The organism is Lederbergia wuyishanensis (genome assembly GCF_022900255.1).
GTDB classification, from domain to species: domain Bacteria; phylum Bacillota; class Bacilli; order Bacillales; family Bacillaceae_C; genus Lederbergia; species Lederbergia wuyishanensis.
Genome location: NZ_JALIRM010000012.1, coordinates 84,737 through 98,868 on the forward strand (window position 1 = coordinate 84,737; position 14,132 = coordinate 98,868).

Genomic DNA, 14,132 nt, shown 5'->3' on the forward strand with positions numbered 1-14,132 from the left:
TTACGGTTTTAGTACGACTTTTATACAATTATCAGTTTTAGTGTCAAATATCTCATAGCCGTGCTTTGCTTCACTTAGTGGAAGTACATGACTTACCACATCACCTGGATCAATTTTTCCATTCGAAACCAATTCAAACATATAGGGCATATAGTGAATGACAGGTGCTTGGCCAGTACGGATATTAATATTTCGATTCATAATATCTCCCATAGGGAATCCATTATATCTACCGCCATAGACCCCTGTAACTTGGATTGTTCCACCTTTTCGAACTGCCTGTGAAGCCATGATAAACGCACTGAATGCTCCACCTTGGAGCTTTAATCCGCTAGCCAAGAACTCTAGATCCGTCATTTTCCCATCCATCCCAACTGCATCGATTACGACATCGGCTCCACCTTTAGTAATTTCCTTTAAATAACTTCCTACATTTTGATGGTCTTCAAAATTAACAATTTCCACTTTATTTGTTTGTTTTGCATGCTGCAAACGATAATTAACATAATCTACAGCAATTACGCGTTTAGCTCCTTTTAACCAACAAAACTTTTGAGCAAAGAGTCCGACTGGGCCACAGCCTAAAACGATAACGGTATCTCCGTCCTTAACCCCCGCATTGTCCACACTCCAAAATCCAGTGGTCATCGCATCCGCAATAACCGTTAATTTTTCATCGGGTTCTTCGCAATTATCAGGAATTTTGAAATGTGTAAAATTGGCAAAAGGTACTCTTAAATATTCTGCCTGTCCTCCCGGATAACCACCTGTAGTATCAGAATATCCGAAATAGGCTCCCATTTCTGCATTCTCATTTGAATGATCACATTGACTTTCCAAATGGTTTTTACAGTAGAAACATTCCCCACAAGCAATGTTAAAAGGAATAATCACGCGATCTCCTTTTTTTAGCTTCGTCACTTCAGGGCCAACCTCTTCAACGATTCCCATTGGTTCATGTCCAATTACATAATTTTCATGCAGATTAGGAATCATACCATGTATTAAATGTAAATCAGATCCACAAATTGCTGTACTCGTTACTTTAATAATCATATCGTCAGCCTTTTGAATCTTTGGATCTTCAACTTCTTTAACTTCCACATTTTTAATCCCTTGATACGTTACCGCCTTCATGCTATACAGCCTCCAATATTAGTGTTCATCAGGTATCCGATCAAACATTCCTTTTCTATTGGTCTCAACAGGAAATAGATTCATTTTGCTAATCATAATTGTATTATTTGATGAGAGTTGATCTAATTTATACTGTTCACTTAATTCGTACGGATGGAACCATTTTTTACGGATCATTAGTTCAGTAATTTCTTGATGCATGGCAATCCCTTGCAGTAACTGCTTTCGTAACAAGGCTCTTACATCAGGAGATGCGGATTCGGTAAGTGCTACTGCAATATTTCGAACACCTTCTTTGGCACGAAGGAGAAAATCCATAGCAAAAGTAGTATCGGCCAGCTCAGGTACGTGTAACGAGTTTATAGGGTCTAAATAGTCTTGATTCAATGAACTTTTCCTTCCTTTCCATTGATTATTGGAGTGGGGCGGCTTTGAGGGACAGGAACTTCAAACGGTGCCCTTTCATAAATTGCCTGTAATTCAGTAAGTGCTTGTAGCGATTGCGTGACATCTTTTTGCATCAAAGCTCTAAGGTCTTCATCAAATACAAGTCCTTGCATTAATTTTGATTTTGCTAAACAAAGGGTTTTAAAGTTAATTACTTCATGTAAATCCAAAGACTCATGATCAGCTAATTTTTGTATTTCCACTTTTGGATTCCACTCCTTTTTTAAACTGTTTACATTGGTATTGTTCCTTATTAATAAAGAATCATTCTTTTAAGAAAAGATAGAGTGTTTTCGATTAAAGTTTTAATGAGTGGAGCTTGCAAAGGGGCTTTTAAATTTTTCATAGATTTATTTTCTTAGCATCTTGTTCCACTACAAAAAAAGCCAATTCAAGCCCAATAAATAAAAAAGAGAATGATTGCAGTAATGCATCATTCCCTTTTGATGATAATATTTAATTAATATCCCAACTGCCTTTGTCTACTGACCTCATAAAGCATAATTGAAGTTGCACATGCGACATTAAACGAAGAAGCCGAGCCAAACATAGGAATATTAATCATACGATCGCACATTTCTTTGTAAAAATGACTAAGTCCTTGTGTCTCGTTTCCAACTAGAAGAATCGTTGGCTTTGAAAAATCGCAATAATAGATTTCTTCACTTCCCGTTGCACTCGTTCCAACGATTTGTAAATCGGGATATGTCTTTCTAACAGAATCAGCCCAATTTTTTACGTCGCTAGGTGAAGAAATTCGGATAGTTGGTACATTAAAAAATGATCCCATGGTGGCTCGGATTGTTTCAGGATCATACAAATCGACTGCGTGACCTGTCATAATTAAACCTTGGCATCCAAGTGCATCGCAGGAACGAATAATCGAACCAAGATTCCCTCTGTTTGACGGTCTATCGAAAACAACAGTCAACATTTGCTCATTGATCGGAATACGGGAAAAATCGTCTTCCGGCATTGAAACGACTGCAATCAGTTCTGAAGTGTCTTCTTTATCGCTGATTTTTTCCATTAAAGGGGCTTGCAGCTCGTAATGAATTTTAGCTGTAGATCGAGCTAATATATCCTTTCCCCAAGTAGATAACGGCTTTTGTGGAGAATATAGATATGCCCTAATATCCCATGAATTACTGATCGCTTCATTGATATTCCTTACACCTTCAACAAAAAACTCTTTATATTTATGTCGTTTATTCCGATTATTCTTTAAAACCTCGAACCTTTGGAAATCATTATTTTCTGTATTAACGCTAATAATTTGAGGCAATTTTATGTCTCCTTTAAACTAATCTTCCCATACATCATTCATAAGCTTCTCAATTTCTTTTCTTAGCTTTTCCGTTTCCGTTTTAAGGATTTTTACCTTATCTCCATTAATTTCCACAACATCACCAGCAACGGCCGCCTTTGGAAAAATCCTTTTTTCAAAATCCTTCGTTTCTCCATCTATTTCCACTACAACCCATTCACCTTCAAATCGATCAATGATTCCACGCATATTTTCACTTCCTTATTTTGGAGTAAATGATGTTTGAGTTTTATAGGTTTTTCCTTTATAAGATGATGAAACATCCACTTTAACTGTATAACCTATGGCTGCTCTACTTATTTTAACAGGAAGCTTTTCGCCAACTTTTCCGTAATAAGTTGATTTTGTACTTTTGTAATTAAATACTGCTGTATACTTTGTGCCTTTCGGAAGTCCGTTAACTGTTAAGTTGATCGTTGAATACTGCTTAGGTGTTTTGTTATCTAAACTGGCTGTCAGTTTATAACTTGGGTTTGTAACGGGCTCACTGACTTGGCTAGGTTTCGCATTGATTTTGATTGTATTACCATCTGAAGTTGCGGTGATAGTGCCAGATACATCAGTACGATATATATTCGCTTTTATTGCTGAAAGTCTCTTTAAAGTTTCGGGAGTTGGATGTTTATATTGATTTCCTTTTCCTACGCTGATCATAGCATATTTAGGTTTTACGATATTTAAAAATTCACTTGTCGAAGCTTCCTTTGCACCATGGTGACTGATTTTCAATACATCTACTTTAGATAATAGTTTTTTGGAAATCAAATCTTTTTCGCCCTTTGATTCGATATCCCCGGTAAATAAGAATGTATTTTTATTGTACTTTACATGTAGAACAGCACTCCAATTATTTAAATCACTTGTTGAGTAATCTTTTACAGGTGCTAAAAATGATGCTGTTACAGATTTATCCTTTACAGGTAATTTTACTCCAGATTTTGCTGTGGTTATTTTATAATTCTTTTTCTTCACAGCATTTAAGAAATCTTTATACGCTTGTGTAGTATGAGAAACTTTTGGTGCGTAAATATTCACTATCTTGAATGCATTAATCACTTCATCCAGACCACCGATATGGTCAGCATCGGGATGAGTAGCAATCAAGTAATTAATAGTTTTTACGTTTTGCTTTTTTAAATAGGCTACAACATCATGCCCCTTTGCACGGTTACCCGCATCAATAAGAATATTTTCTCCCTGAGGTGTTTGAATGAATGTAGCGTCTCCTTGTCCAACATCAATAAAATGGACGACTAAATTTTGTGTAGCAGCATTCGTGCCACTTTGAGTAAAAAGTAATGCTGAAAAAAATAAAGCTGCAACAATCCCCATTATCCCGATTTTACGATTCAATGTTATTTTCCTCCCAGTATCCTTCGCTTTTTCTATTATAAATGGTTTTTTCTATTTTGAAATAATAAATTGGTAAAAAATACATTTTTTATCAGGATAAAAACAATAGATTATGAGGAAACTATTGGTGATTTTATCATTATAGGAGTGATGAATTAATGGTTAAAAGAAAAGCTGCAAGAAATGCTGTTGAAAAGTATGCTAAAACTCCGAAGAAAAATATAGAGGAATCGGATTATACAGCTGAATTTGCTGAAGGAGAAGATCCGATGAAAGGTGCTAATCGCAATTCTAATATTGGCAGAAAAGGAAAAGAGAAAGGTAATGGATAAAAAGCAAAAGAGAAAACAATTAGAAGAATTCGGCATGGAAATGGGAGACATCAATGCCATTAAATTTTATGAGCTCCAAGCAAGCAACAAAAACAACAAGCATAAAAAGAAGGAAGAGAATGATAAAACTTAAAAGGTGGAGTCAAAATATAGACTCCACCTTTTAAGATTAACGTTTGTAACCATCTACGACAAGATCAAGCTTACCAGTCTCAGGGTTAATAACTAACCCGTGAACAGGAACTTCATCAGCCATAAGAGGATGATTACGAACCATATCGACACTATGTCTAACACTATCTTCAACACTGTCGAATCCTTCAAGCCATTTATTAAGATCAATGCCTGAATTTTTAATAATGTCCAAAGTTTCGTTTGTGATTCCACGATTTGTCATTTTTTCTAGCATTTTTTCCCCATCGAGCAAACTCATTCCACAGTCATGATGTCCGATGACGTATACTTCATCAGCTTGCAATTCATAAACTGCAATCAATAAGCTCCGCATAATACTTCCAAACGGATGTGTAAGAATCGCTCCTGCATTTTTAACCACTTTCACATCGCCATTTTTCATATTCATTGCTTTATGTAAAAGCTCAATTAGACGTGTGTCCATGCATGTTAAGATAACAAGTTTTTTATCAGGAAATTTTGTTGTCGTATACTGTTCATATAATTTTTCCTCGACAAATGTTTTGTTATACTCAAGAATTTCTGAAAGTAATTTCATTTCCACAACTCCTTTGTTTCTTAATTACCAGGGAACAATTACGAAAAATCTATAATTCATATCCCCGTATTAAACAATTAGCAAACAACGTGTATCAAACTCATTAAAACTAGCCGTAAAGATACATGTGTTTGAGCTAATGTTTTTATTTTACATAAATAAATTGAAACTAAAAAGTAATAACATCTGAAAATCTTTAGAAATGATGAAACTTTTCTGTAATAATAACCGTATTAAATTATGGAAGGAGGAAGAAGAAGAAGAAATGCATTGTTGGGAAAATAAAGCAATGTAAAGGAATGATGAGGATGACATTGTTCGGAATGTCGATTGAAACAATCTATCTTATTTTGCTCATTATTTCCGGAAGCTTAACAATCCTTTATTTATTCTTTGGGGATGTTCTGGAAGGAATGGGAGAAGCTACTGATTTTTTAAACCCTGTTTTAATATTGGCCTTTATAACATTTTTTTCTGCAGGGGGATATATTTTAGAGAAAGCTACAGCTCTTAATAGTTTTCTGATTATTGCAATTGCAGCGGTTATTTCAGCATTGCTTGATGTTCTTTTAAATGTATTTGTACTCGTTCCAATGAAATCTGCGGAACAATCATTAAGCTATACTGAAAAATCGTTGGAAGGGCGAGTGGGAAAGGCGATTATTTCGATTCCAAAAGAAGGGTTTGGCGAAGTCGTGATTGAAAGTTACAGTGGGATGATTTCAAAACCTGCAGCAAGTTTTGAGGATGTTCCCATTCCTGAGGGATCTGAAGTACTTGTCATTGAAGTTAAAAATGGAGTTTTATATGTAATGCCATATAAACCAAATTTTAAATAATGCTTAAGGGGGAAGATGTATGCCAGTTGAAATAATGATTGTTGGCGGTGTCGTACTTTTTATTCTTATTGCTTTAATAGGGGTATTTGTTTCAAAATATAGAACTGCGGGACCAGACGAAGCATTGATTGTAACAGGGAGTTATTTAGGTGGAAAAAACGTGCATGTAGATGATGCAGGAAATAAAATAAAAATCATCCGCGGCGGCGGTACGTTCGTGTTACCTGTTTTTCAACAAGCACAACCGTTGAGCTTATTATCAAGTAAGCTTGAGGTTACTACACCGGAAGTTTATACAGAGCAAGGTGTACCAGTTATGGCCGACGGAACGGCAATTATTAAAATAGGTGGTTCTATTGGTGAAATTGCCACAGCTGCTGAGCAATTCCTTGGTAAAACTAAAGAAGATCGAGAAACAGAGGCAAAGGAAGTATTGGAAGGACATTTACGTTCTATCCTTGGTTCCATGACAGTTGAAGAAATTTATAAGAATCGTGATAAATTCTCACAAGAGGTACAACGTGTTGCATCCCAAGACCTTGCAAAAATGGGATTAATTATTGTTTCCTTTACAATTAAGGAAGTTCGCGATAAAAACGGATATCTTGATTCACTAGGTAAACCTCGAATTGCACAAGTAAAACGTGACGCAGATATTGCAACGGCTGAAGCGGATAAGGAAACGCGAATTAAACGTGCTGAAGCTGCTAAAGAAGCGAAAAAAGCTGAGTTAGAACGTGCAACAGAAATCGCTGAAGCTGAAAAAGTAAATCAATTGAAAATGGCTGAATACCGTCGTGAACAAGATATTGCACGTGCAAATGCTGACCAAGCGTACGATCTCGAAACAGCACGTGCAAAGCAGGAAGTTACTGAACACGAAATGCAAATCAAAATTATCGAGCGTCAAAAGCAAATTGAGCTTGAAGAAAGAGAAATAAAGCGTCGTGAGTTACAATACGATGCGGAAGTGAAGAAAAAAGCAGACGCCGACCGCTATTCAGTTGAGCAGGCTGCGACAGCTGAAAAAGTGAAGCAAATGGCAGAGGCGGATGCGCATCAATATCGTGTTGAAGCAACAGCAAAAGCCGAAGCAGAACGAGTTCGTCTTGATGGTGTGGCGAAAGCTGAAGCACAAAGAGCACAAGGGGTTTCTGAAGCCGAAGTTATTCGTTTGAAGGGTCTTGCAGAAGCAGAAGCAAAACAAAAAGTAGCAGAAGCCTTCGAGCAGTTTGGTCAAGCAGCCGTTCTCGACATGGTCTTAAAAATGCTTCCTGAATACGCGAAGCAAGTTGCAGCTCCACTTGGCAACATCGATAAAATTACTGTCGTCGATACAGGCAGTAATGGGGAAGGTGGCGCCAATAAAGTAACTGGATATGCAACAAATTTAATGGCGACAATGCAAGAATCATTAAAAGCATCTTCTGGAATCGACGTACGTGAGTTACTAGAAAACTTATCGGGCAAACATAATGTACGCGGAAGTATTGATTCTTTAACATACGAATTGCGTGAAGGCAATAAAAAGGAAGAAGCCAAGGAAGGCGAACCAGTTTAAGAAAGTAAAAATTTTAAAAGGTTTCGTTCTCGTATCGATTGATAGAGAACGAAACCTTTTTTTAAAACTGTATCTTAATTGAGATTGAATCGAGACATCAAGTTTTCGTCTCAATCGCCAACGAATGAGCATAGAGTAGAGAACTTGGAGAAGGCACGTTATAAAAATCATTGTGTTCTTTTTTAACTCAAGTTCGAATTCTTTCCAATACCTTCAAATCCCAAATAAGCCCCTGAGTAAAATTAATCACTCAAGGGTTGTTTCTTATCTAGTTGCTTTCTGTAATTTATTAATAAATCTTAGGGCACGGCCTGTACCGATCGCTACCGATTCTAGTGGATTTGGCGCAATATGAACGGGTACGATAATTTCATTACTTAGCCATTCTTGCAATCCATTTAAGAGGGAACCACCACCTGTTAGAACGACTCCACGATCTACAATATCACCACTAAGCTCAGCAGGTGAGTTTTCCAATGTTGCTCGAATAGCTTCTAAAATATGAAGCAATGATTCTTTTAAAGCATTTTGAATTTCATAGGAACTAAGAGTAACAGTTTTTGGCAATCCTGTTACAAGATCTCTTCCTCTAACGTCCATTAGTTGTTCGGGATGATCAATTAACGCATAACCAATTCCCATTTTGATTTGCTCTGCTGTAGATTCACCAATCAATAAATTATAATTTTTTCTAATATGTTGGATAATATTTTCATCAAATAAATCTCCGCCAATACGGACAGTGTTGCATGTTACAACACCACCATATGAGATGATGGCAACTTCAGTCGTTCCGCCACCAATATCAACAATGACATTCGCTACTGGTTCTTCTACTGGAAGGTCCGCACCAATTGCGGCTGCCACAGGTTCTTCTATTAGATGTACATGTTTCGCGCCACATGATTTTACTGCGTCGTGAATAGCCCTTCGTTCAACAGAAGTAGCACCTGAAGGGGTACAAACGACTACATCTGGTTTTCTTAACGCAAAGCCAATATTTTTTCCTGCTTTTTTCATTACTTCTTTTAAAAGCTGACTCGTAATATCAAAATCAGCAATAACGCCGTCGCGCAATGGTCTAACCGCAACAATATTCCCTGGCGTTTTTCCAATCATACTTTTTGCTTCTGCTCCAACTGCCAACACTCTTTTTGTATCCGTATTAACAGCTACAACAGATGGTTCGTTTAAAATAATACCTTTATTTTTCGTATAGACAAGTACATTCGCAGTACCTAAATCAATTCCAATTTCTGAGTTCGAAAACATAATTATCACCATACCTTAGTTTTTATTCAAAACATACAATTATGTACAGTTTTCCATTAGTATAGACAATTTTTTTATAGATTGCTTGTAGCAAAAATTGGGAAATGAAGAATTATTACAAAGAGAAACACGACAAAGATTGATATAGAAGGGAAACGAAAAATATCGTCATGCCAGCTGTTATGAAAACTTAATTTTCCTGTAAAAAATAAAACAGCAATGTTATAAGATGTTTTTAGACTTTTATCTTTGGTGTTCTTCTTCTTTCAATGCTCAATAGTCCGTACGTAAACATGCTCCTTAGAAGGCTCAATGCTTGAAATGCAGTTTCCTGTAACATTTATTCTACAAAAAAACAGCCAATACGGCCGTTTAATCGTTATTAATGCTATTTGAAAAATATGCAGCTAAATCATTACTTTCTTTTTTCCGTATTTTTCGATGTGCTGCTCTTGAATTTGCTGTTTCATTAAGCCATTTTTCTTCATCAGTTTCCGGGATAACCTGTGGAACTGGAGTAGGATTACCATTTTCATCTAAGGCAACAAATGTTAAAAAGGAGAGTGCTGCAATTGACTTTTCACCCGTTAATAAGTGTTCTGATGTTACTTTTACAAAAACTTCCATAGAACTGCGTCCTGTCCATGTAACCATGGCTTTTAAAGTAACTGCATCACCAATCCTAATTGGTTTAATAAAATCAACGGAGTCAGTAGAGGCAGTCACTACTAAATTTCGAGCAAATTTTATGGCAGCAATCGATGCTACATCATCAATATATGCCATTAATTTACCTCCGAATAGTGTTCCAAGATGGTTGGCATCAGGTGGAAAAACATGACTAGTTTTTATCGTTACTGTATCCTTCATCTTTTTCGTTGTTGGTTGTTCCATCAAATTCACCTCTAATATTAACTTGCCCCATTAGTATACCACTGATTAAATATAGAAAAGCAAATGTAGAAAAAGAGGTTTATTAGGAAAAAAATAGGGTATATTACAAACGTTAAAGTATGTTTTCTGTTCCTCGATGCTAAAGCCGCCAACTTCGTACAATTATTATTAACCATTCATGGGGAGGATGATGCTTTATGGCTAAAGGCTTAAGAAGAATTAGATGTAATCCCGATGGATCCATTCTCTTCAAACGTTGGAATAATACTCTTGTCGTAAAAGGAAAGTTTGATACAATTTACGAAACAGCAAGTGGCTATGAACAAACGGACGGGGAACGGAAGGAGTACTATGCGGAATTAATTGAAGAGATTTTAGGAGAACACGATACGATCGATTATTTAACAGCTGCCGGTCTAGAATCAAATCAGTACTATAAAGAATATATAAATAACGGATGGGAAACAGATCTTCAATATTAAATAATAAGGGCCTGAGGTGTGTTCAGGCCCTTTTTTCATTACATAGGAAATTATAAATTTTGAAAAGTTGAGGATAACTTTTTTAAGGTAGTTTCCGTCTAGCTCCAAGCGTCATCGACTCGAGGTCATAAACCCGCGAAGCTTAAAAGTCAAAAAGCGGACTTTTTGCTTCTCAGAACATTTGCTTGTCGCCTAAGGCTGCGCGCCTTGCGCTTTAGTTCTTAAAACGCCCAATCTCCATTACGGAAAATAGGTTCTGCTACGCCTTCCTCAGTAATTCCATCGATGTCCATTTCTACTGAACCAATCATGAAGTCGACATGTGTAATGCTTGAGTTTAAGCCTTTTTCGGCAAGCTCTTCTTGTGACATTTTTTTGCCGCCTTCTAAACAAAATGCATACGCACTTCCAATTGCAAGGTGGTTAGAAGCATTTTCATCAAATAATGTATTATAAAATAATATATTTGATTGAGAAATCGGAGAATTATGTGGGACGAGAGCCACTTCGCCTAGATAGTGTGATCCTTCGTCTGTCTCAACGAGTTTCTTTAAAATTTCTTCGCCTTCCTTAGCTTTTACATCTACAATTCGCCCATTTTCAAACGTAATTGTAAATTCATCGATAATATTTCCTGCATAACTTAAAGGCTTGGTACTAGATACATAACCATTTACTCCATCTTTATGAGGAACAGTGAAAACTTCCTCTGTAGGCATATTTGCCATAAATTCGTGACCTTGTTCATTGATACTTCCTGCTCCAGCCCATAGGTGGCCTTCAGGCAGTTCGATTGTTAAATCTGTACCTGGTGCCGTATAGTGAAGCTTTTTATAACGCTTGTTATTTAAATAATCAACTTTTTCATGTAATGTTTCATCATGCTTTTTCCAAACTTCAACAGGATTGTCCAAATCAGCTCTTGTTGCTTTGAAGATCGCATCCCACAGTTTGGAAACTTGTTCTTCTGGAGCTACCTCAGGGAATACCTTGGCAGCCCAATCTTTTGAAGGGGCAGCAATGACTGTCCAGCTTACTTTATCGGATTGTATGTATTGGCGATATTTTTCCATAGCTTTTCCGGCAGCTTTTTGGAAATTAGCGATTCTTTCTGGATTGACACCTTTCATTAAATCAGGACTTGAAGAAACAACAGACATAAAGGCAGCTCCGTTTTCAGCAAGTTCTTCAACCTCGCGGGCACGCCAATATGGGTATTCGTTAAATGCTTCATCTGGTGCGAGATCATATTTAAGTCTAGAAACGACATCATCATTCCAATTGACAACTACGTTTTTAGCTCCAGCTTCATACGCTTTTTTTACAACTAGACGAATAAATTCTGAATTATCAATCGTTGTATTAATAGCAAGAGTTTGTCCTTTTTGAACGTTGACTCCAACCTTAACTGCGAGGTCTGCATACTTTTCAAGACTTTCTTGAAATTTGGTCATGGCAATTCTCCTTTAACAATTTACTTACTTGTTTATTTTACCAAGCTATGGAAGGAAAGCCAATTCAGATATAAAAAAATCCAAAGCACTGGGCTTTGGATTATTTAGCTAAAACCTTTTTTAATGTTTCTATATTTTTATTCATAATAGTAAAATAATCCTCATTATTTTTTATATCATTTTCTGTTAAATATTCCAAATTATGCAATGTAACTGGAGTTGTTTCCGTTTCTTTTTTGACGACATCAGCTACTTTGGTTACTGGGTTTTGATCGTAAATAATGTATGAAATATTATGTTTTTTAGCTGTTTCGATAATAGTTTGGAGTTGTTTTTGAGATGGTTCATTTTCAGGACTCAATCCGGAAATGCTTATTTGCTTAAGTCCATATCGATGTTCCCAGTATCCATAAGATGAGTGTGAAACTAATATCTCTTTATGATCAGCAGAATCAACAGTTTTTTTGAATTCTTTATCTAGCTTTTCTAGTTCTTGTTTTACATCTATGAAATTTTTTTCAAAATCATCTTCTGCAGAAGGCATTACTTCAGTAAGTGCATCTTTAATATTTTCCGCCATTTTTATAGCATGGACTGGATCTAACCAAATATGTGGATCCTTGCCATGATGATGGTGATCTTGCTCCTCTTCTTTATTATCATTGTGATCCGCTTCGTCATGATCATCATTTCCACTTAATAATTCGATTCCGTTTGAAGCCTCAACCATCGTGACTTTTTCGTTCGCTAAGGAACTTTTTGTTTTGTCTATAAAAGGTTCAAGACCAGCGCCATTAAAAATGAAAAGGTCTGCATCTGCAATATCCATCATCGTTCTCATAGTTGGTTCAAATGTATGGGCATCTGCTCCAGCAGGGTACACACTTTTTACTTCAACGTGTTTTCCGCCAATTCTCTTGGTGAAATCTTCAATTGGATAAATAGTTGTAAATACTGTTAAGATTGTATCATCATTTTTGTTCGTGGCTTGATCTTTTTTATTGGGTGAGTTTGTATTACATCCACTTAAAAATGCAGCAGTAAGTAAAAATATTGTTAACAAGATAGATTGTATTTTCATAAAATTAATCCTTTCTATATTAAAGGGGTATTATTGATTGTACCAACCTTTTTCGTCGAATTCGCAAGATTTGCGCTTGAATTATTTTTGAAGAAAAAAAGAATAAAAGCATAAATATTTTACTATGAATATGTTTTTTGACATTCGAAAATATGAGTTTTATTTACTTTGAATATATTAAACGGAATCATTACGATTTGCAAGACATACTAAAGTATGTATGTAAATATATGAGCCCAGTAATCAAGATGCATTTAGGATTTATTACAGACAGTGGCGTTTTGTAAGGTTAAATTTTTTTAATCTTTTTTTTGTTAAATCGTAACCATTACGATTTGTATCGTATAATAAAAATGCTTAATTGGCAAGTGTTTTCTTTATTTTATGTATTTACAAGAATGCTAATATGTAAATTAGTATCGAAAGGAAATATTTATAGGTAAGGGAAACTGAAAAATTGTCGACAAAACTATGAAGGAATGGGAGCTGTAATTTTTACAAATATACGTGATATATGTGTTTGCATACAACATACCTTTAATCCAATGAAAAGATGTGCCATCAAGCTGCACATCTTTTTTCTTCATACACATTACTAAAGGTGCACAGCATTCACATCATCTACTATTTAGTTAAATAATGTCTTATTAATAAAAGATAAGATCTAGTGTTAAGTCTAGAAAGAAAATGGTATGGACTGCTAAAAAAATGAGTGCATGTTTTGTGTTTTTATTCATTTTTTCACCTCCCGAAAAATTTTAGGGTTGATGCGGTATGACTGATTTTAAAAGTATATAACTTATCGATTTGATGTATCGATATACATATCACTTTTTTGACTTTTTATTATACTGTTACTCCGAAAACGGTGTGTGTTTATTACCCTAAAAATTATAAAAATAAACATACCTTTCCGAAGAATACAGCGAAAAATTCATCTTATTTTTAAAAGCAGTAATGCTATTTTTCTCCAGTTATTTATTTGGAACTGATACTTGATAACAATGGATAATAAAGATTATATTATAAAGGGAAAAAAATTATGATTCCTCGTTAGGTGAGGCTCCTGTATAAACATAAGCCACTGCCCAAAAATATCGAGAGATGCCAATGGGTAGAACAGGTCTTGTCGACTTAAGGCATGATTTAATGTGGCTGAGCAATTGCTCTACGTTGTACAGTGCTAAAACTCAACAGGGGGGGGTTTTTACGTGAATCCT

Annotated in this window: 15 protein-coding genes, 1 pseudogene and 1 riboswitch; of the genes and pseudogenes, 5 read left to right on the plus strand and 11 right to left on the minus strand. The window is 35.7% G+C overall.

Going from position 1 to position 14,132, the window contains the following annotated elements:
• From MT489_RS16375 to MT489_RS16400, 6 genes and pseudogenes are all read right to left on the minus strand, one after another.
• Positions 1 to 1,137, minus strand: coding sequence for a zinc-dependent alcohol dehydrogenase (locus tag MT489_RS16375; protein WP_244682641.1), 1,137 nt, complete (start codon positions 1,135 to 1,137; stop codon positions 1 to 3).
• Between the two features lie 18 nt (positions 1,138 to 1,155).
• A complete protein-coding gene (locus tag MT489_RS16380) occupies positions 1,156 to 1,524 on the minus strand; it encodes a spore coat protein (protein WP_244682642.1) in 369 nt (122 codons plus the stop codon).
• The gene (locus MT489_RS16385) at positions 1,521 to 1,787 is read right to left on the minus strand and encodes a spore gernimation protein GerQ (RefSeq protein ID WP_244682643.1); all 267 of its coding nucleotides are present in this window, start codon (positions 1,785 to 1,787) and stop codon (positions 1,521 to 1,523) included. The genes MT489_RS16380 and MT489_RS16385 overlap by 4 nt, the downstream gene beginning before the upstream one ends.
• A 257-nt stretch (positions 1,788 to 2,044) precedes the next feature.
• Entirely contained in the window at positions 2,045 to 2,869 is an 825-nt protein-coding gene (locus MT489_RS16390) for a TrmH family RNA methyltransferase (RefSeq protein WP_244682644.1), read from the minus strand.
• 18 nt (positions 2,870 to 2,887) lie between these two features.
• A complete protein-coding gene (locus tag MT489_RS16395; RefSeq protein ID WP_244682645.1) occupies positions 2,888 to 3,100 on the minus strand; it encodes a DUF3006 domain-containing protein in 213 nt (70 codons plus the stop codon).
• Positions 3,101 to 3,421: 321 nt separating this feature from the next.
• Positions 3,422 to 4,243 (minus strand): annotated as a pseudogene (locus MT489_RS16400) (ComEC/Rec2 family competence protein); the annotation flags it as partial.
• A 179-nt stretch (positions 4,244 to 4,422) separates the two neighbouring features.
• Here MT489_RS16400 and MT489_RS16405 point away from each other — a divergent pair.
• Positions 4,423 to 4,596: a hypothetical protein gene (locus MT489_RS16405; protein WP_244682646.1), complete on the plus strand. Its 174-nt coding sequence runs from the start codon at positions 4,423 to 4,425 to the stop codon at positions 4,594 to 4,596.
• Positions 4,589 to 4,729, plus strand: coding sequence for a hypothetical protein (locus tag MT489_RS16410; RefSeq protein ID WP_244682647.1), 141 nt, complete (start codon positions 4,589 to 4,591; stop codon positions 4,727 to 4,729). The genes MT489_RS16405 and MT489_RS16410 overlap by 8 nt, the downstream gene beginning before the upstream one ends.
• Before the next feature lie 36 nt (positions 4,730 to 4,765).
• Here the strand turns inward: MT489_RS16410 and MT489_RS16415 are convergent, their stop codons facing one another.
• A complete protein-coding gene (locus MT489_RS16415) occupies positions 4,766 to 5,329 on the minus strand; it encodes a beta-class carbonic anhydrase (RefSeq protein ID WP_244682648.1) in 564 nt (187 codons plus the stop codon).
• 308 nt (positions 5,330 to 5,637) lie between these two features.
• Here MT489_RS16415 and MT489_RS16420 point away from each other — a divergent pair, with 308 nt between their 5' ends.
• On the plus strand, positions 5,638 to 6,168 hold the full coding sequence (locus MT489_RS16420) for an NfeD family protein (protein ID WP_244682649.1): 531 nt from the start codon (positions 5,638 to 5,640) through the stop codon (positions 6,166 to 6,168).
• A 19-nt stretch (positions 6,169 to 6,187) separates the two neighbouring features.
• Positions 6,188 to 7,729 carry a flotillin lipid rafts scaffold protein FloT gene (locus MT489_RS16425; protein WP_244682650.1) on the plus strand — a complete coding sequence of 514 codons (1,542 nt, stop codon included), beginning with the start codon at positions 6,188 to 6,190 and terminating at the stop codon, positions 7,727 to 7,729.
• A gap of 264 nt (positions 7,730 to 7,993) precedes the next feature.
• Here MT489_RS16425 and mreBH read toward each other — a convergent pair whose 3' ends face one another.
• Together mreBH and MT489_RS16435 are read right to left on the minus strand one after the other, a co-directional pair.
• Entirely contained in the window at positions 7,994 to 9,001 is a 1,008-nt protein-coding gene (mreBH, locus tag MT489_RS16430; protein ID WP_244682651.1) for a rod-share determining protein MreBH, read from the minus strand.
• 372 nt (positions 9,002 to 9,373) lie between these two features.
• A complete protein-coding gene (locus MT489_RS16435; protein WP_244682652.1) occupies positions 9,374 to 9,895 on the minus strand; it encodes an acyl-CoA thioesterase in 522 nt (173 codons plus the stop codon).
• A 197-nt stretch (positions 9,896 to 10,092) separates the two neighbouring features.
• Here MT489_RS16435 and MT489_RS16440 point away from each other — a divergent pair, with 197 nt between their 5' ends.
• On the plus strand, positions 10,093 to 10,377 hold the full coding sequence (locus tag MT489_RS16440) for a hypothetical protein (protein ID WP_244682653.1): 285 nt from the start codon (positions 10,093 to 10,095) through the stop codon (positions 10,375 to 10,377).
• A 221-nt stretch (positions 10,378 to 10,598) separates the two neighbouring features.
• On the opposite strand, the gene MT489_RS16445 is transcribed toward MT489_RS16440, so the two are convergent.
• Both MT489_RS16445 and MT489_RS16450 read right to left on the minus strand, forming a co-directional pair.
• A complete protein-coding gene (locus MT489_RS16445; protein ID WP_244682654.1) occupies positions 10,599 to 11,831 on the minus strand; it encodes an aminopeptidase in 1,233 nt (410 codons plus the stop codon).
• 100 nt (positions 11,832 to 11,931) lie between these two features.
• On the minus strand, positions 11,932 to 12,912 hold the full coding sequence (locus MT489_RS16450; RefSeq protein WP_244682655.1) for a metal ABC transporter substrate-binding protein: 981 nt from the start codon (positions 12,910 to 12,912) through the stop codon (positions 11,932 to 11,934).
• A gap of 1,042 nt (positions 12,913 to 13,954) precedes the next feature.
• Positions 13,955 to 14,121, plus strand: a riboswitch (M-box (ykoK) riboswitch).
• Positions 14,122 to 14,132 lie beyond the last annotated feature (11 nt).